The following is a 16955-nucleotide window of genomic DNA, read 5'->3' as shown; positions in this document are numbered from 1 at the left end:
ACCGCGCAGCCACTGAGTCCGGATCGATCCACGCCGGTGGCTTCATCGTTAGAATCTGCCCCGGGAGTGGCCATGAAGTCAGCGCTGATCGTCGATGATCATCCGGTGGTGCGCGCTGCCATCCGCATCGTGCTGAAAGCCGAAGGTTTCAAGGAAGTCCATGAAACGTCCAATGGCAACGAGGTGTCGCAACTGATCCGCACGCACAAACCCCGGCTGGTGGTGCTCGATCTGCGTTTGCCGAGCCTTGACGGCCTGGAAGTACTGACGCGGATCAAAGCCAACGAACTTGACTGTCGCGTCCTCGTTTTCAGTTCCCACGACCCCTTGTTTTACCAGGAGCGTTGTCTGCGCGCCGGGGCCATGGGCTACGTGACCAAAACCAATCAATTGGAACAACTGCACAAAGCCATTCAGGCGGTGATGTCGGGTTACACCTATTTTTCTGCGATGCCGGACAATGTCAGCACGTTGAATGCTGTGCAAACCACGGAAAAGCAGATGATCGATCAGCTCTCCGATCGCGAATTGAGCATTTTCGAGCAACTGGGCCAAGGTAAGGCCAACAAGGCGATTGCCGAAGAGATGCACCTGAGCCACAAGACCATCAGTACCTACAAAACCCGTCTGATGAAGAAGCTCGGGGTGAGTTCAGCGGTGCACTTGCGCGATTTCGCCAAGCGCAATCATTTGATCTGAGCGGCCGGGCATGATCCGCGTCGTTCAGATTGGCGGGTTGTGGCTGAGCCTCGTGGTCTCGAGCTGGGCCAATGAAATGCCAAAGGTGCTGGAGGTCCTGACCCGCGCCAGCGTGGAACCGGTCGAGGTTCGCCTGGACGAACAGGATCGGCAATGGCTGCGTCAGCATCCGGTGCTGCACATGGGCATTTCCGGGCCGGATTACCCACCGTTCGAGATCACTCGTAATCAGCATGAGCTGGAAGGGCTCACGGCCGATTACGCCGACCTGCTGGCGCAACTGCTCGGAACCGATATTGAAGTGCGGCGCTATGCCAACCGGGATTTGGCGATGGCAGCACTCAAGCGCGGCGACCTCCAACTGTTGGGCACGTCCAACAGTTTCGAGACCGCCGATCCTGCGTTCGTTCTGTCCCGCGCCTACGCTGAAGATCAGCCGATGCTGGTGACCCGGCTCGACGAAACGATGCCCGAAGATCTCGCGGGCAAGCGCGTCGCCATGGTCGAAGATTATCTGCCACTGGCGATCGTGCAGGCGTTCTACCCCCAAGCGAGTGTGCAGCGTTATCCCTCGGCGATGGACGCTCTCGGCGCCGTGGCATTCGGCGCCGATGAGGTGTATCTGGGCGACTTCATCAGTGCCAACTATTTGATCAACACCAATTATCGCAACGACCTGCATCTGGCCGGGCCGGCAGGGCTTGATGCCAACCCGTTCGGCTTTGCGTTGTTGCGCAGCGAGGTGCGCCTCAAGCGTATCGTCGACAAGGCATTGGCGAGCATTCCGATGGAGCATCGACAACGCATAGAACAGCGCTGGAGCGCCGGACCTGCCGAAATGGCGGGACAGGCAAGGGTGCAACTGAGTGCCGCCGAACAGCATTGGCTGGAGCAACATCCGGTGGTGCGCGTGGGCGGCATCGAAGACTTCGCGCCGCTGACTTTTTTCGATGCCGATGGCCGATTCAACGGGCTGTCGGCGCAACTGCTGAGCCTGATCAGTCAACGCAGCGGACTGAATTTCGACATCGTGCGTGGCGTTTCGCTGGATCGCCAGATCACGCAGTTGCAGGCCGGTGAACTGGATGTGCTGCCCGTGGTGACACCCAGCAGTGAACGGGAAAGCGAACTGCAATTCACCCGCGCTTATCTGAACAACCCGTTCGTGCTGGTCAGTGCAGTCACGGTGCAGAGCCCGCGCACGCTTGACGATCTGGTGGGCAAACGTCTGGCCATTTATCGCGGTCATCCGTTGCGCGAATACCTGCAGGGGCGCGTACCGCGCATACGTTTTGTCGAAGTCGCAAGCCCCGCCGAAGGCATGGCGCAGGTTGCCAAAGGACAGGTCGATGCCACCGTAAGCTCATTGCTGGTGGCGCGATATCTGATCGCCCGTCACTACCGCGAACGTCTGCGCATCACCAGCACCGTCGGCGATCAACCGGCACGTATTGCACTGGCCACTGCGCCGCAGGCGGCAGTGCTGCACTCGATCCTGAATAAAGCCCTGCTGAGCATCGCTCCGCAACAGATGGACGAATTGGTTGAACGCTGGAGCCATGATGTGGTGGTCGATGACAGCTATTGGTTGCGTCATCGCCGCGAGATCCTCCTCGGATTTTTCGGTGCGGCGGGCTTGCTGGTACTGGCGCTGGGCTGGATCGGATTTCAGCGCTGGCAGATCCGTCAGCGTCAGCAGTGGTTGCAGCAATTGCAGCAAGCCAAGGAAGCGGCAGATGACGCCAACCGGGCCAAGACCACGTTTCTGGCGACCATGAGCCATGAAATCCGTACACCGATGAATGCGTTGATCGGCATGCTCGAACTGGCCTTGAAACGGGCCGATGAGGGCGTGACCGATCGCCTGGCAATTCAAGTGGCCTCCAACGCCGGACAACAACTGCTGGCATTGATCGGCGACATTCTGGATATCGCCCGTATTGAAACCGGGCATCTGTCTCTGGCCCCTGAGCGGGTCAACCTGCGTGAACTGGTGATGTCGGTCTGCCGGGTGTTCGAGGGGCTGGCGCGGCAAAAGCGCTTGCTGTGGCATATCGAACTCGATGGGCGCAGCGACGTCGATGTGTTGATTGACCCGACACGCTTCAAGCAAGTGCTGTCGAACCTGCTGAGCAATGCCATCAAGTTCACTGAACAGGGCGAGGTGAGTCTGCGGCTTGCGCTGACGGTTACGTCCACCGAGTACGTGGCGGTGAAGGTGCTCATCGAGGACAGCGGGATCGGCATCAGCGCGCAGGATCGGCAGCGGTTGTTCAGTCCGTTCGTGCAAGCGAGTCATACCGCGCAACCGCTGCGTAGCGGCGCCGGGCTGGGCCTGGTAATCAGCCGCAGTCTCTGCGAAATGATGGGCGGTGCCTTGCGCCTGGACAGCGAGCCGGGTTACGGCACGCAAGTTGAAGTCAGCCTCGAACTGCCGCTGCTGGCCGCACTCGCGCAAGCGCCAGCGCACGTTGCAACACGGGTCGCTGCTGCATGCTCACTGAACGTTCTGGTGGTCGACGATCATCCGGTGAACCGTTTGTTGTTGTGCTGGCAGTTGAGTGAGCTTGGCCATCGCACGGTTGATACCGAGGACGGCCACGCCGGGCTGGAGCGTTGGCGGGCACAGCCATTCGATGTGGTGATCACCGATTGCAACATGCCCCGGCGCAACGGCTACGAACTGGCTATGGCCATTCGTGAGGAGGAGGCGGCGAGCGGGCAGGCGCCTTGTCTGATTCTCGGCTTTACCGCCAACGCACAGGTCGAGGAGAAGGTGCGTTGTCTCGATGCCGGTATGGACGAATGCCTGTTCAAACCGATTCGCCTGCACGATTTGCAGCAGGCGTTGAATGGCGCCAGCCATGGCGACATAGAGGTCGAGCCGACCGTGGAAGATCCCCTGACAGAAATTGATCTGAGTACGCTGGAACAGATGGCCGGCAGCGATCGCTCGCTGATCGAGCGCTTGCGAGAGGAAGTGCTGAGTAGTCTGCACCGCGACCTGCTGCGACTGGACGATCTGCTCCATGAGCATGACCGCGAAGGGCTGCGCGAACTGGCCCACCATATCAAGGGTGGCGCGCAGATGGTCGGGGCGGCGCGGGTGGTATCGGCCTGCGCTGATCTGGAGCAGGCCTGCCGCGAGGCCGAAGCCGTGGCCATGGGACTGGCGATCGATACGCTGCGCGCGGCCATGCATGGCCTCGCGCAGCGTCTTCAGGTCTGAGCCGTCAATCCCAGAGGGGCGCAATGCCTTTCGGGCTGGTCAGGCGATGGCCGCGATCGAGCGTGGCGATGTGCGCCATGTCGGCTTCGCTCAGCGTCAGTGCCGTGGCGCCAAGGTTGCTTTGCAGGTTGGCGCGCCGGGTCGACGATGGAATCACCGCGTAACCCGATTGCATGGCCCAGGCGAGCGTGACTTGCGCCGGGGTGGCATGCAGGCGTTCAGCGATCTGCAGGATCAGTGGGTCCTTCAGCACTTCGCCGTATGCGAGGGTCATGTACGAGGTGATGTGGATGCCCTGGCTCTTGGCGAATTCGACCATTTTGCGGTTTTGCAGGTACGGGTGCAGTTCGATCTGGTTGGTCGCGATGTGGTCGGCACCGACGGCAGCAATCGCCTGTTTCATCAGGTCGATGGTGAAGTTGGAAATGCCGATCTGCCGGGTCAGGCCCAGACGCTTGGCCTCCAGCAGCGCGCTCATGAATTCTTCGACAGGCACCTGATTGTCCGGCGATGGCCAGTGGATCAGAGTCAGGTCGAGGTAATCGGTCTGCAGTTTTTGCAGGCTCTCCTTGAGGCTCTCGATCAAGCGATCCCCGGCAAAATTGGCGACCCAGATCTTGCTGGTGATAAACAGTTCTTCGCGAGGGATACCGCTGGCGGCGATGGCCTGGCCGACATCGGCTTCGTTTTCGTAGATCTGTGCGGTGTCGATGACCCGGTAGCCGAGTTCAAGGGCGGTGCTCACCGAATCGATGACCACCTGGCCTTGCAAGCGAAACGTACCAAGACCGAAAGCGGGAACAGACATGAAGGACTCCAGGGTTGCAGTGGGAATGGGCAGGAGTATCCGCGTCTGTTTCCGTGAGAAAAACCGTCGGGGGGGCAAAGCACCTTTGACCTCAGGTCATGAATCTTTTCCGGGATCCGTGCTGTCCGGGCTGGCCTCATCGCAGGCAAGCCAGTTCCCACAGGGTTCTCGCGTGTTCGCAAAGTCCGAGTTCACTGGAGATCCCTGTGGGAGTCGGGCTTGCCCGCGATGGCGGCGCCTCGGTTTTGAGTCTGCCCGCGAACGCACTGTTCTTCAGATAGAACGCTGAGACCGGTTTTTGCCGTCTAGTGCATTAATGGTCATGGATTTAAGCTCAATCCATTGCGTCACTCACTGATCTGGAGCCCACCATGAAAAACATCATCGGTATCTACACCAGCCCTCGCGGCCATTGGGTCGGCGATGGGTTTCCGGTACGCACACTGTTTTCCTACGACAACCTGGGCCAACACATCAGCCCGTTTCTGCTGCTCGATCACGCCGGGCCTGCCGAATTCACGCCAACCAGCGAGCGGCGCGGCGTGGGGCAGCATCCACACCGTGGTTTTGAAACCGTGACGATTGTTTATGACGGTGAAGTGCAGCACCGCGACTCCACCGGCAGTGGCGGCACCATTGGCCCTGGCGATGTGCAATGGATGACCGCCGCTTCCGGAATCCTCCATGAGGAATTCCATTCGGATAACTTCGCCCGGACTGGCGGCAAGCTGGAAATGGTTCAACTATGGGTCAATCTGCCGGCCAAGGACAAAATGGCTGCGCCGGGTTATCAGACAATCCTCGATGGTGACATTCCGAGCATTGCACTGAAGGACAACGCCGGCAGCCTGCGCTTGATCGCTGGTGAGTTTGATGGCCATAAAGGCCCATCGCGGACCTTTACGCCAATCGATGTGTGGGATCTGCGGCTGAACGCCGGCAAGTTGCTGACGCTGGATCTGCACGAGGGGCGCAATACTGCACTGGTGGTGCTCAAGGGTTCGGTGCAGATCAATGGACAGGAATCAGCGGAGCAAGGGCAACTGGCGTTGTTCGAACGCGATGGCCGGCAACTCACACTCCAGGCGAGTCAGGATGCGGTGGTGCTGTTGCTCAGTGGCGAGCCGATCGACGAGCCGATTGTCGGTCACGGGCCGTTCGTGATGAACACCGAGCAGGAAATCCATCAGGCCTTCGCCGACTTCCAGTCCGGGCGCTTTGGCCGGATGCACGGCTGATCCCGCCATTACACTCACCCTGTGGGGGCGAGCCTGCTCGCGAAGGCGTCATGTCAGTCAATGCACCTTTGACTGATCCACCGCTTTCGCGAGCAGGCTCGCTCCCACACTTCGTTTTGTGGTGTTTTCGCGCGGGTGTTCATCCTCTGAAATCAATTGCTCCTACACTGTCCCAATCTGTGCGATCTTCTCGCGATTGGCCCTCGTCGGAGTTGTTTGATGCTGTCTCTGCTGACTGAACACCCGTTGTTTTGCGCATTGATCCTGATCCTCCTCGATCTCGGTCTGTGGCGCCTGATCAGCTCCCATGGCAGTGAATGGAAACTGCTGGTGCGGGTGCTGATTTTCACTTTGTTCAGCATCCTGCTGTTCAACGAAGGCCTCAACCCGATGGAACCTGCGCCATGGGCCGATAACGTGCCGTTGCACCTGGCGGCGACCGGGTTGCAGATCGGCTGGTGGCTGTTCGGCGCACGCACCCTGACGGTGTTGATCGGCGCGGTGATGATGCAGCGGGTCGGGCACACCGGGCGGCTATTGCAGGACTTGCTCGGCGCGGTGATTTTCCTCATTGCGATCATCGCGGCACTCGCCTATGTGCTGGATCTGCCGGTCAAAGGCGTGCTCGCCACCTCCGGCGCCCTGGCGATCATCGTTGGTCTGGCCTTGCAGAGCACGCTCAGCGACGTGTTTTCCGGGATCGTCCTCAACACCACCAAGCCTTATCAGCTGGATGACTGGATTTCCATCGACGGCACCGAAGGCCGGGTCACCGATATCGATTGGCGCGCCACACGCCTGCAAACCAGTCAGGGCTGCATGGCGGTGATTCCCAACTCGCTGGCGGCCAAGGCCAAGATCATCAACTTCAGCCGGCCGAGCAACATGTTCGGCGTCGCGGTCAGCGTACAGGTCAGCCCACACGCGCGACCCAACTCGGTGATCGACGCACTGGAGCGGGCGATGCAGGGCTGTCGGCAGTTGCTCGACACACCTGCGCCGAGCGTCGCACTGAAAAGCTCCGGCAGCAGTGGCGCGGAATACGAAATCAGTGGTTTCGTCGCCTCGATGGGCGAGAAACGGGTGGTGCGCAATCAGCTGTTCGATCTGGCGTATCGGCACTTGCAGGCATCCGGGGTCAATCTGCTGTCGACTGATGAAAGCAGTGCACCGACCAATCTGTCGCGGCCTCGGGCGTTGCTCGACAGCTCGCCGATTTTTTCCACATTGCGTCAGGAAGAAAAAGAAACCTTCAGCCAGAACATGACCCTGCAAAGCTTCCGGGCTGGCGAGACAATCCTTGAGGCGGGGGAGGTCAGCGATCATTTGTTCATTATCGAATCGGGTGTGGTCACGGTGACGTTGACCCGCCATGGAGCGCCGTTCGAGTCCGGACGCATGGGCCCCGGCGAGGTCATCGGTGAGGCGGGGATTCTTTCCGATTCCTCGGTGCCGGCGAAGTTTGCCGCGAAGACCTTCTGCGCCCTGTACCGCATCGAGAAAACTTACCTCAAGCCGTGCCTCGACGCCCGTCACGACATCAGCGACGCCATGAAAACCCTGCTCGATTACCGTCTGCACAAGGCGCAATCGCTGACCGAGGAAGCGCCGGTGGTGGTGCCGAAAAAAGGCTTCCTGCAATGGCTGCGCAATCGCGCCTGAGCCTTACGCGTAGCCGGCGAGTTTCTGCTCCAGGTGCAGGCGCACTTGCGGCCATTCGTCGTCGATGATGCTGAACCGGACCGAGTTGCGCTTGCGCCCGTCCGGCATGATCCGTTCGTGGCGGACGATGCCTTCCTGCTGCGCGCCGAGGCGCAGGATCGCTTGGCGTGATTTCTGGTTGTTCTCGTCGGTGGTGAATTGCACACGCACACATTCGAGCTCTTCGAAGGCGTGGCGCAGCATCAGGTATTTGGCTTCGGTGTTGACGAAGGACTTCTGCCAGCTCGCCGAGATCCAGCTGCTGCCGATTTCCAGTTTGCGATTGAGCGGGTCGATCTTCCAGAAGCGCGTTGAGCCGATCACTTCGCCGCTGTCCTTCAAGGTGATGGCAAACGGCAGCACCGTGCCGGCATCCCGCCCATCGAGGGCTTTTTTCAGGTAGCTGTCGACGGTGCTCGCGGACGGCACAACGGTCACGGTGAGATTCCACAGCTCGCCGTCAGCGGCAGCGCGGACCAGCGCACCGGCGTCCGAGTATTGAAGCGGGCGCAGGACAATGCGCTGGCCTTGCAGTGTGGTGTGCATGGAGTGCGGCTCTCGACAGTTCGGGCAAAGACGAGCGCTTATTACGCCGTAGCGGCGATATCCGATGCAACCCGCACAGTGCTCGCAAGGTCACAATTTTCACATGCCAGGGGCAGGAGCCTCAGTCGATGAAAAACCTGCGAATCGCCACGTTCAACGTCAATGGCCTGCGCGCACGGCTGCCGAATCTGCTGGAATGGCTCAAGCGCGAGCAACCGGACATCGTCTGTCTGCAAGAGCTTAAATCGCTCGACAGCGCCTTTCCCGCGGCCGAACTGGAGGCCGCCGGTTACGGCGCGATCTGGCACGGGCAGGCGTCATGGAATGGCGTGGCCATTCTCGCCCGTGACGCGCAACCGCTAGAGAGCCGACGCGGCTTACCGGGCGATCCCGATGACAAGCACAGCCGTTACCTGGAAGCGGCGGTGCATGGCGTATTGGTCGGTTGCCTGTACCTGCCCAACGGAAACCCGCAACCGGGACCGAAATTCGATTACAAACTGGCGTGGTTCGAGCGGTTGATCAGCTACGCAAAAGACCTGCAAAGCAGCGATCACCCCGTGGTGCTGGCCGGTGACTACAATGTCGTGCCCACCGACATGGACATCTACAACACCCGTTCATGGCTCAAGGATGCCTTGCTGCAACCCGAAAGCCGCGAGTGTTATCAACGATTGCTGGACCAGGGCTGGACCGATTCGCTGCGGCATCTGTATCCCGAAGATCGCCTCTACACCTTCTGGGATTACTTCCGCCAACACTGGCAAAGCAATTCCGGTTTGCGCATTGACCATCTGCTGCTTAATCCAGCACTCAGTCCGTACTTGCACGAGGCCGGCGTAGACGCCTGGGTGCGCAACGAAGCGCACGCGAGCGATCATGCGCCGACGTGGATTCGAATCGGTTCAAGGAAAAAACGCTAGAGGCGATTGGTGAAATCAATTGTCGAGAACAGCGCCTGATCCCGTATACATGGCGACCACCAACGCAGTGATCTGCGGCCCCATGCCTAAGGACCGAGCAATGAGTGAGCCACGCCTGACGAATTCGAAGCTGTACCTGCAACGCCTGGGGTTCGACGCACCGCCAGCGCCGACCCTGGAAACCTTACGCCAGTTGCAATTGCGCCATACCGGTGCCTTCCCCTTTGAAAATCTGTCGACCATCAGCGGCGCGCCAGTGCCGATCGATCTTGCCTCGATCGAGCAGAAAGTCCTGCACGATGGCCGTGGCGGTTACTGCTACGAGCTGAACAAGCTGTTTTTTACCTTGCTGCGGGAATTGGGCTTCGACGCTCGGGCGATCAGCGGCCGCGTGGTCATGAATCAACCCGAAGGCACCTGGACGGCACGGACTCACCGCTTGAGCCTGGTAACCCTCGACGGCGTGCGCTACATCACCGATGTCGGCTTCGGCGGCATGGTGCCGACCGCGCCGTTGATCCTCGATACCGAAGACGAGCAAGCCACTCCGCACGAACCCTATCGCATCGAAAAACAACCCGATGGCTACATGCTGCGCGCCAACGTTGCAGGTGAGTGGCGCTCGATGTACCTGTTCGATCTGCAACGCCAGGAAGACATCGATTACACCATCGGCAACTGGTACGTCTCGACGCATCCAGATTCGCCATTCGCTCAGCGGCTGATGGTTGCGCGTACCGGCGATGGCTGGCGTAAGACATTGAACAACGGCAGCTTTGCCCTCCATCGCATGGGGGCAAGCAGTGAGCGGCGTGAAGTAACGGACGTCGATGAACTGATTGCATTGCTGGAGCAGGAATTCGATCTTCGCTTGCCCGAGCAGCCGCATGTACGCGGTGCTTTGGCGCGGATGATCGTGCCGGCCTGAGGCCTAGGGCTTTGTATCCGCTTCCAGTACTCGACGAATTTCCCCGGCGGCCGCTGACAGCTTTTTCTCAAGACTCTTGAGGTCGCCGGCAGTGATGCCTTGCTTGAGCTGCCCAGGCTGAGATGAATCGGCCTGTTCCGGTTTACTTGCGCCATCCAGCAAGGCATGGCGCAGGGTGTTATTGATCACCGTCTGATAACCAAAACCCTCGTTTTGCGCCGCGATGCGTGCGGCATCGATAACGGCATCGTCGAGCATGATGGTGATGCGGGTTTTACCCTTGGTAGCCACTGCGCCACGTTTGCTCTGTGAGAAGTCGAATTCGTCTTTCATAAGGCACATTCCCTTTGAATATTGCGCACATCACTTATGCATACTTTATATGCATAGAGAAGAGCGTGCCTGTACCGTCGGTCGCCATGGACACTTCAGCCTAGTGGTAGATGACAGGAGGACGGGAAGGCATGTGTTGCCGGATTTGTGGGGAAGGGAAGCGCTGGCATAGAAGCGTGGGTGGCTACCTATCCATTATGTGACTGACAAGTTGTATACAACTCTATGGACATTTGTCCCGAGTATTGAATACAGTGTGCGCATAACAAAAACCAGGGAACCCCCCACCATGAAAACGCCCCATGTTTCACACCAACGGCCCGAGGACGAAAATCTCGGGGTCGGCGCGAATATGGCTTACGGCCTGCAACATGTTCTGACCATGTACGGCGGTATCGTTGCGGTGCCACTGATCATCGGCCAGGCGGCCGGCCTGTCCCCGGCGGACATCGGTTTGTTGATTGCTGCTTCATTGTTTGCGGGGGGGCTGGCGACACTGCTGCAAACCCTGGGTCTGCCGTTTTTTGGCTGTCAGTTGCCGCTGGTGCAGGGCGTGTCGTTCTCCGGCGTGGCGACCATGGTTGCGATTGTCAGCAGTGGCGGGGAGGGCGGTTTCCAGTCGGTGCTGGGCGCGGTGATTGCAGCCTCGTTGATCGGCTTGTTGATCACTCCGGTGTTCTCGCGAATCACCAAGTTCTTCCCGCCGCTGGTCACCGGCATTGTGATCACCACCATCGGCCTGACGCTGATGCCGGTGGCCGCACGCTGGGCCATGGGCGGCAACAGCCACGCGCCGGACTTCGGCAGCATGCAAAACATCGGTCTGGCGGCGGTGACGCTGGTGCTGGTGCTGCTGCTGAGCAAGGTCGGCAGCTCGACCATCTCGCGTCTGTCGATCCTGTTGGCCATGGTGATCGGCACGGTGCTGGCGGTGTTCCTCGGCATGGCGGACTTCTCCAGCGTCACCACCGGGCCGATGTTCGGCTTCCCGACGCCGTTCCATTTCGGCATGCCGACTTTCCACTTCGCCGCGATTCTGTCGATGTGCATCGTGGTCATGGTGACCCTGGTGGAAACCTCGGCGGACATTCTGGCGGTCGGTGAAATCATCGGCACCAAGGTTGACTCCAAACGTCTGGGCAACGGTCTGCGGGCCGATATGCTGTCGAGCATGTTTGCGCCGATCTTCGGTTCGTTCACGCAAAGCGCCTTCGCCCAGAACGTCGGGCTGGTGGCGGTGACCGGCATCAAGAGTCGTTACGTAGTGGCCACCGGCGGTATCTTCCTGGTGATTCTCGGCCTGCTGCCGTTCATGGGGCGGGTGATTGCGGCAGTGCCGACCTCGGTACTCGGCGGCGCCGGTATCGTGTTGTTCGGTACCGTGGCCGCGAGCGGTATCCGTACGCTGTCGAAGGTGGACTACCGCAACAACGTCAACCTGATCATCGTCGCCACTTCAATCGGTTTCGGCATGATCCCGATTGCTGCACCAAACTTCTACGATCACTTCCCGAGCTGGTTCGCGACCATTTTCCACTCGGGCATCAGTTCGTCGGCGATCATGGCGATCCTGCTCAACCTGGCGTTCAACCACTTCACCGCCGGCAACTCGGATCAGCAGTCAGTGTTTGCGGCAGCGGAAGAGCGGACCCTGCGTTATCGCGATCTGGCAGCGCTGCGTGAAGGCGATTACTTCAGCGACGGCAAACTGCATGACTGCGATGGCAAGGAAGTGCCGGTGATCGAGCCGGATGATCACGACCACGGACATGGCGCGCCGAAAGCGCAGGTGAAAAGCAGCGAACATGTCTGACCGCTGCGTCTGAATAGAAAAGGGCCGATCTGTTAAGCGCAGATCGGCCCTTTTCTTTTGATCTTTTCAAGCGCCCACAAAAAAGCCCCTGAATCTTTCGATTCAGGGGCTTTGCTATTTGGCTCCACAACCTGGACTCGAACCAGGGACCCAATGATTAACAGTCATTTGCTCTACCAACTGAGCTATTGCGGAATTGGTGCGTATGTTACTGATTCAAAAAGAGAAGTCAAGCGTCGATCAGGAAAATAAGTGATTTCGCGGGACGGACGGTGGTTTATCCTCGATTGGCGGTTACCAGAACCGTATCAGAGGTCTACCATGGCTGCCCGGAAGTGGTCACACGCGCTGCCGGCCATTCGCCGAAAAGGTACGCGCCATGAATCACCCAGTCCGCAATTCCTGCAACAGCGAGGTGCTCGCATGAGCATCACTCAGATCAGCCTGCCCAAAGGGGTTGGCCCACACGCCGAAAAACTCTTCGATGCAATCACTCAGGCCAGTACGGCTGAAGAGCTGAACCGCGCCGGCGGCAAGGCTGAAGGATTTGTCCTCGGGCTTGAAAGCACCAAGGCGATCAAAAGCCAGATCGCCGAATCGCTTTACGTCGCCTATGACGATGCTGCCAGTCAGCGCGCGACCGAGCTGGCTTAACTGCCGAAGGTGATGGTGCCGAGCATCAGTTTGGCGTAAGCCGCCGTCGCCGCCAGTTGCACCAGCCACAGGACCAGTCCACCGAGGAAGACGCCGGCGGCAACTTGCAGCACCAGGCTTTTTTCACGTTTGGCCGAAGCACGGGGGATGAAATCATCCAGATCGTCACGGTCAGCGCGCAGGTTGTCGTTTTTCATGTTGTCTCTCATCAGATATCCCGGGTGTACACAAAACCTGTAGGAGTGAGCCTGCTCGCGATAGCGGTGCGTCAGGCAGTGCAGCGTCAACTGATCAGACGCTATCGCGAGCAGGCTCACTCCTACAGTTTCGATTTATGTGCAGTCTAGAGGTTATGGGCACGGTTAATCAGGCAAATAAAAACGGGAAGCCCGAAGGCTTCCCGTTTTTCATCACGCGGCGAAATCAGATGACCTGAACGATCGCGTCCGTCACAGCCTTGATGTTGCTCTGGTTCAGCGCAGCCACGCAGATACGGCCGGTGTCCAGGGCGTAGATGCCGAACTCGTTACGCAGGCGATGAACCTGTTCAGTGGTCAGGCCGGAGTAGGAGAACATGCCGCGCTGACGACCGACGAAGCTGAAGTCACGCTGTGGCGCTTTCTCTGCCAGCAGGTTGACCATTTGCTCACGCATGCCGCGAATGCGCAGACGCATTTCCGCCAGCTCGGCCTCCCACTGCGCACGCAGTTCCGGGCTGTTCAACACGGCAGCGACGATGCTTGCGCCATGGGTCGGCGGGTTGGAGTAGTTGGTGCGGATCACGCGTTTGACTTGCGACAGTACGCGGGCGCTTTCTTCTTTCGATTCGCTGATGATCGACAGCGCACCGACGCGCTCGCCGTACAGCGAGAACGACTTGGAGAACGAGCTCGAGACGAAGAAGGTCAGGCCCGATTCAGCGAACAGGCGCACAGCGGCGGCGTCTTCGTCGATGCCATCGCCAAAACCCTGGTACGCCATGTCGAGGAACGGCACGTGACCTTTGGCCTTGACCACTTCCAGCACGTTGTTCCAGTCAGCCGGGCTCAGGTCGACGCCGGTCGGGTTGTGGCAGCAGGCGTGCAGCACAACGATCGAGCCGTTCGGCAGGGCGTTGAGGTCGTCGAGCAGGCCGGCACGGTTCACATCGTGAGTGGCGGCGTCGTAGTAGCGGTAGTTCTGCACCGGGAAACCGGCGGTTTCGAACAGCGCGCGGTGGTTTTCCCAGCTCGGGTCGCTGATTGCCACGACAGCGTTCGGCAGCAGTTGCTTGAGGAAGTCGGCACCGATTTTCAGTGCGCCGGTCCCGCCGACGGCCTGAGTGGTGATGACGCGACCGGCAGCGATCAGCGGCGAGTCGTTCCCGAACAGCAGCTTTTGCACCGCCTGATCGTAGGCGGCGATGCCGTCGATCGGCAGGTAGCCACGGGAAGCGTGCTGAGCAGCGCGAACGGTTTCAGCTTCGATCACGGCGCGCAGAAGTGGAATTCGCCCCTCTTCGTTGCAGTAAACACCCACGCCCAGGTTGACCTTGGTGGTCCGGGTATCGGCGTTGAATGCTTCGTTGAGGCCCAGGATTGGATCGCGGGGTGCCATTTCGACAGCGGAGAACAGGCTCATTATTACGGCGGCTCTGAATGGAGTGTGGAGGGACGTGTCGCGCTCCAGCCGAATGCACTAGAGCGGTGCACAAACGGGGAGCTAGTATAGAGGCCATCACTGAGCAATGGCGACAGGCGAATCGGCTTTTCGGGTAAGTTTTTCCGATTATTTCTTGACCGTTAGTCGATTGACCGTGTCAGAGTCTTTACCGGATGTAGGACGTTTGCCTTGAAAGGTGAGGCAATCGCCACCACATTGAGCACAATCCAGGTTTTTTCTTGCGCGACATCGGTCGTTTGCGGTCGTCCCCGTGGTACTCCGCTTTGCTCGGAGCGCCGCGATCCCAGAGGTGTGTATGTCCGAATTCCAGCTAGTCACTCGCTTCGAGCCCGCCGGCGATCAGCCAGAAGCCATCCGCCAATTGGTGGAGGGCATCGAAGCCGGGCTGGCGCACCAGACGCTGCTCGGTGTGACCGGCTCGGGCAAGACCTTCAGCATCGCCAATGTCATCTCGCAGATCCAGCGCCCGACGCTGGTGCTGGCGCCGAACAAGACCCTTGCCGCGCAGCTGTATGGCGAGTTCAAGGCGTTCTTCCCGAACAACGCCGTCGAATATTTCGTTTCCTACTACGACTACTACCAGCCCGAAGCGTATGTGCCGTCGTCCGACACCTTCATCGAGAAGGATGCGTCGATCAACGACCACATCGAACAGATGCGGCTTTCGGCGACCAAAGCGCTGCTCGAGCGCAAGGACGCGATCATCGTCACCACGGTGTCGTGCATCTACGGGCTGGGTAGCCCGGAAACCTATTTGAAGATGGTGTTGCATGTCGATCGCGGCGACAAACTCGATCAGCGTGCATTGCTACGACGGCTGGCCGACCTGCAATACACCCGCAACGACATGGATTTTGCTCGCGCGACCTTCCGCGTACGCGGCGATGTGATCGATATCTACCCGGCAGAATCGGACCTGGAAGCGATCCGCATCGAGCTGTTCGATGACGAAGTCGAGAGCATTTCCGCGTTCGACCCGCTGACCGGCGAAGTCATCCGCAAGATGCCGCGCTTCACCTTCTACCCGAAAAGCCACTATGTGACGCCACGGGAAACCCTGCTCGACGCCATCGAACACATCAAAGTCGAATTGCAGGAGCGCCTCGAATACCTGCGCAGCAACAATAAACTGGTCGAAGCCCAACGTCTGGAGCAGCGCACCCGTTTCGACCTGGAGATGATCCTCGAGCTGGGTTACTGCAACGGCATCGAAAACTACTCGCGCTACCTGTCCGGGCGCCCGGCCGGTGCGGCGCCGCCCACCCTTTACGATTACCTGCCGGCCGATGCCTTGCTGGTGATCGACGAATCCCACGTCAGCGTGCCGCAAGTCGGCGCGATGTATAAAGGCGACCGTTCGCGTAAGGAAACCCTGGTCGAATACGGCTTCCGTCTGCCGTCGGCGCTGGACAACCGGCCGATGCGTTTTGACGAGTGGGAAGGGGTCAGCCCGCAGACCATTTTCGTCTCGGCGACGCCGGGCAATTACGAAGCTGAACATGCCGGGCGCGTGGTCGAGCAAGTGGTGCGTCCGACCGGTCTGGTCGACCCGCAAGTCGAAGTGCGTCCAGCGCTGACTCAGGTCGACGATCTACTCTCGGAAATCACCAAACGTGTGGCGGTCGAGGAGCGAGTGCTGGTCACCACGCTGACCAAGCGCATGGCCGAAGACCTTACGGACTACCTCGCCGACCACGGCGTGCGTGTACGTTATCTGCACTCGGACATCGACACCGTTGAGCGGGTCGAGATCATTCGCGACCTGCGCCTCGGCACCTTTGATGTGCTGGTGGGGATCAACCTGTTGCGTGAAGGCCTGGACATGCCGGAAGTGTCGCTGGTGGCGATTCTCGATGCGGACAAGGAAGGTTTCCTGCGCTCCGAGCGTTCGCTGATCCAGACCATTGGCCGTGCGGCGCGGAACCTCAATGGTCGAGCCATTCTTTACGCTGACCGTATGACCGGTTCGATGGAGCGGGCGATTGGCGAGACCGAGCGTCGTCGCGACAAACAGATCGCCTTCAACCTGGAAAACGGCATCACCCCAAGAGGCGTGATCAAGGACGTCGCCGACATCATGGAAGGCGCCACCGTGCCCGGTTCGCGCAGCAAGAAGCGTAAAGGCATGGCCAAGGCTGCCGAGGAAAACGCCAAGTACGAAGCCGAACTGCGCTCGCCGAGCGAGATCACCAAGCGTATTCGTGCGCTGGAAGAGAAGATGTATCAGCTGGCGCGGGATCTGGAGTTTGAAGCGGCAGCGCAGATGCGTGATGAAATCGCCAAATTGCGTGAGCGGCTTCTGGCTGTTTGATGTTCATTGCCTGATCTGGCCCTATCGCTGGCAAGCCAGCTCTCACAGGTTTCTTTGGTGCTTACAAAATTTGTATACACCATCAATCCCTGTGGGAGCTGGCTTGCCAG

General features: G+C 59.4%; 14 protein-coding genes and 1 tRNA gene. 9 read left to right on the top strand and 6 right to left on the bottom strand.

Annotated elements, in window-relative coordinates:
• The first annotated feature begins 72 nt into the window (after nucleotides 1-72).
• Nucleotides 73-699, top strand: a complete 627-nt coding sequence (locus tag ACIONG_RS13460) for a response regulator transcription factor (RefSeq protein WP_103304835.1) — start codon at nucleotides 73-75, stop codon at nucleotides 697-699.
• Nucleotides 700-709: 10 nt separating this feature from the next.
• A complete protein-coding gene (locus ACIONG_RS13455) occupies nucleotides 710-3928 on the top strand; it encodes an ATP-binding protein (RefSeq protein ID WP_401300039.1) in 3219 nt (1072 codons plus the stop codon).
• A 4-nt stretch (nucleotides 3929-3932) separates the two neighbouring features.
• On the opposite strand, the gene dkgB is transcribed toward ACIONG_RS13455, so the two are convergent.
• Nucleotides 3933-4736: a 2,5-didehydrogluconate reductase DkgB gene (gene dkgB, locus ACIONG_RS13450; protein WP_401300036.1), complete on the bottom strand. Its 804-nt coding sequence runs from the start codon at nucleotides 4734-4736 to the stop codon at nucleotides 3933-3935.
• 371 nt (nucleotides 4737-5107) lie between these two features.
• Here dkgB and ACIONG_RS13445 point away from each other — a divergent pair, with 371 nt between their 5' ends.
• Both ACIONG_RS13445 and ACIONG_RS13440 read left to right on the top strand, forming a co-directional pair.
• Nucleotides 5108-5974 carry a pirin family protein gene (locus ACIONG_RS13445; RefSeq protein ID WP_213028117.1) on the top strand — a complete coding sequence of 289 codons (867 nt, stop codon included), beginning with the start codon at nucleotides 5108-5110 and terminating at the stop codon, nucleotides 5972-5974.
• A 219-nt stretch (nucleotides 5975-6193) separates the two neighbouring features.
• A complete protein-coding gene (locus tag ACIONG_RS13440; protein WP_401300032.1) occupies nucleotides 6194-7636 on the top strand; it encodes a mechanosensitive ion channel domain-containing protein in 1443 nt (480 codons plus the stop codon).
• Nucleotides 7637-7639: 3 nt separating this feature from the next.
• On the opposite strand, the gene ACIONG_RS13435 is transcribed toward ACIONG_RS13440, so the two are convergent.
• The gene (locus tag ACIONG_RS13435; protein WP_401300029.1) at nucleotides 7640-8221 is read right to left on the bottom strand and encodes a GNAT family N-acetyltransferase; all 582 of its coding nucleotides are present in this window, start codon (nucleotides 8219-8221) and stop codon (nucleotides 7640-7642) included.
• A 128-nt stretch (nucleotides 8222-8349) separates the two neighbouring features.
• On the opposite strand from ACIONG_RS13435, the gene xth reads away from it, so the two are divergent.
• On the top strand, nucleotides 8350-9144 hold the full coding sequence (xth, locus tag ACIONG_RS13430) for an exodeoxyribonuclease III (RefSeq protein WP_401300026.1): 795 nt from the start codon (nucleotides 8350-8352) through the stop codon (nucleotides 9142-9144).
• A 100-nt stretch (nucleotides 9145-9244) separates the two neighbouring features.
• On the top strand, nucleotides 9245-10072 hold the full coding sequence (locus ACIONG_RS13425; protein ID WP_401300023.1) for an arylamine N-acetyltransferase: 828 nt from the start codon (nucleotides 9245-9247) through the stop codon (nucleotides 10070-10072).
• A 3-nt stretch (nucleotides 10073-10075) separates the two neighbouring features.
• Here ACIONG_RS13425 and ACIONG_RS13420 read toward each other — a convergent pair whose 3' ends face one another.
• On the bottom strand, nucleotides 10076-10405 hold the full coding sequence (locus ACIONG_RS13420) for a BrnA antitoxin family protein (protein ID WP_315445781.1): 330 nt from the start codon (nucleotides 10403-10405) through the stop codon (nucleotides 10076-10078).
• Nucleotides 10406-10694: 289 nt separating this feature from the next.
• Here ACIONG_RS13420 and ACIONG_RS13415 point away from each other — a divergent pair, with 289 nt between their 5' ends.
• Nucleotides 10695-12218, top strand: a complete 1524-nt coding sequence (locus ACIONG_RS13415; RefSeq protein WP_103304845.1) for a nucleobase:cation symporter-2 family protein — start codon at nucleotides 10695-10697, stop codon at nucleotides 12216-12218.
• Nucleotides 12219-12337: 119 nt separating this feature from the next.
• On the opposite strand, the gene ACIONG_RS13410 is transcribed toward ACIONG_RS13415, so the two are convergent.
• Nucleotides 12338-12413, bottom strand: a tRNA-Asn gene (locus ACIONG_RS13410).
• Between the two features lie 228 nt (nucleotides 12414-12641).
• Here ACIONG_RS13410 and ACIONG_RS13405 point away from each other — a divergent pair.
• A complete protein-coding gene (locus tag ACIONG_RS13405; protein ID WP_103304846.1) occupies nucleotides 12642-12872 on the top strand; it encodes a hypothetical protein in 231 nt (76 codons plus the stop codon).
• On the opposite strand, the gene ACIONG_RS13400 is transcribed toward ACIONG_RS13405, so the two are convergent.
• Together ACIONG_RS13400 and ACIONG_RS13395 are read right to left on the bottom strand one after the other, a co-directional pair.
• On the bottom strand, nucleotides 12869-13069 hold the full coding sequence (locus ACIONG_RS13400) for a hypothetical protein (RefSeq protein ID WP_053118898.1): 201 nt from the start codon (nucleotides 13067-13069) through the stop codon (nucleotides 12869-12871). The genes ACIONG_RS13405 and ACIONG_RS13400 overlap by 4 nt on opposite strands.
• A 226-nt stretch (nucleotides 13070-13295) precedes the next feature.
• On the bottom strand, nucleotides 13296-14492 hold the full coding sequence (locus ACIONG_RS13395; RefSeq protein ID WP_401300018.1) for an amino acid aminotransferase: 1197 nt from the start codon (nucleotides 14490-14492) through the stop codon (nucleotides 13296-13298).
• A gap of 337 nt (nucleotides 14493-14829) precedes the next feature.
• On the opposite strand from ACIONG_RS13395, the gene uvrB reads away from it, so the two are divergent.
• Nucleotides 14830-16845 (top strand): excinuclease ABC subunit UvrB, encoded by a 2016-nt coding sequence (uvrB, locus tag ACIONG_RS13390; protein WP_095123435.1) that lies wholly within the window; start codon nucleotides 14830-14832, stop codon nucleotides 16843-16845.
• Nucleotides 16846-16955: the final 110 nt, after the last annotated feature.

The organism is Pseudomonas sp. NPDC087817, from assembly GCF_044742875.1.
GTDB lineage: Bacteria > Pseudomonadota > Gammaproteobacteria > Pseudomonadales > Pseudomonadaceae > Aquipseudomonas.
The sequence above is the reverse complement of the archived record's forward strand: the minus strand, read 5'-3'. Positions and strand labels throughout refer to the sequence as shown.